The sequence below is a fragment of the Psychroflexus sediminis genome (genome assembly GCF_900099815.1).
GTDB classification, from domain to species: domain Bacteria; phylum Bacteroidota; class Bacteroidia; order Flavobacteriales; family Flavobacteriaceae; genus Psychroflexus; species Psychroflexus sediminis.
Window position 1 is genome coordinate 1 of the sequence record NZ_FNCW01000036.1, and the last position, 1,040, is coordinate 1,040.

Consider the following 1,040-nt stretch of genomic DNA (forward strand, 5'->3'; position numbering starts at 1 on the left):
AACCAACTCTGATAAAAAGACAAAAGCCCTGAAAAGAGCTTAAAATGACTTGTTTTTTGGATTTTTATTGGCTTGTGCAACGGTTACCATTGTTGTAAAACGTTTTTAATTAGTGCAAAAATCCGTTAGAAACTTATAAGTACCATCTTTTAGAGATTTCATTAGGTTACCAGTTTTAGAACCTCCAATAATTACTTTATTCACACCTGTTATGTAAATAGTATCGTTTGGCATTTCATATAATAATTCGGTTCTCATAGTTGCCGAGGTTTCTTTGAATTCCCATTCAATACTTTTTATTATAACATTAACCTTAATTATTTTATCTGATGGGAATCCAAGAACATGTTTATATTCCATTTTAATTTTTGAATTAGACTTCAACTCTTCAATAGCATCCCTAAATGTCGATTGATAATCTGGATATTTTGTTTTTCCCCAATGTTCACCTTGATATTTGATTTTCACCAGTTCACTTGATTTATCCAAAGCAAAGTAAAATTCTTCAGAACAAAAAACTTTAGAGATTTGCCTATTGATTTTCTTATGTGATGCACAACTTACAAGGTTAACAATAAAGAAAATTGAAAAAATAATTTTTATCGATTTAAAGGACTTCATTTAGTTTATTAAGTTTTTCTTGATTACATACAAGATGAAATTCGGTTTAAATGTTTTACAACGTTCTCGCATATCGCTTCGTTTCGGAAAAATTAGTATTTATTTTTCAATTTATGATTTTAATCCCAGAAAATCCCAAAACTCCGATTTCAGCCGAAAATCCGCAATGAGCGATATGCAGTGTGCCTGTTGCACAACTGAATTTCTTGTAAATATATAGAATTGATTGGCATTGAAAAGTTTGGAATTGTTTATCTTTAGTAATGCAAGGAAAAAAGACTTATCAAGAGAAATTGTTTACTCGATTCTTACTGAGTGAACGCATCCCCGAAGAGAATTTTTATCGCAGATTAAAGCCGGTTTTGGATTTAGAGGATCTGTACAAATTAACCAAGCCTTATTACGGTTCAAGCGGTCAA

General features: G+C 30.8%; 1 protein-coding gene and 1 pseudogene. One reads left to right on the forward strand and one right to left on the reverse strand.

Annotated elements, in window-relative coordinates; all coding sequences use genetic code 11:
* Nucleotides 1-105: 105 nt before the first annotated feature.
* Nucleotides 106-621, reverse strand: a complete 516-nt coding sequence (locus tag BLP81_RS13500; RefSeq protein ID WP_093370561.1) for a hypothetical protein — start codon at nt 619-621, stop codon at nt 106-108.
* 263 nt (nt 622-884) lie between these two features.
* Between BLP81_RS13500 and BLP81_RS13805 the strand changes: the two are divergent.
* Nucleotides 885-1,040: pseudogene (locus tag BLP81_RS13805) on the forward strand (IS1182 family transposase); the annotation flags it as partial.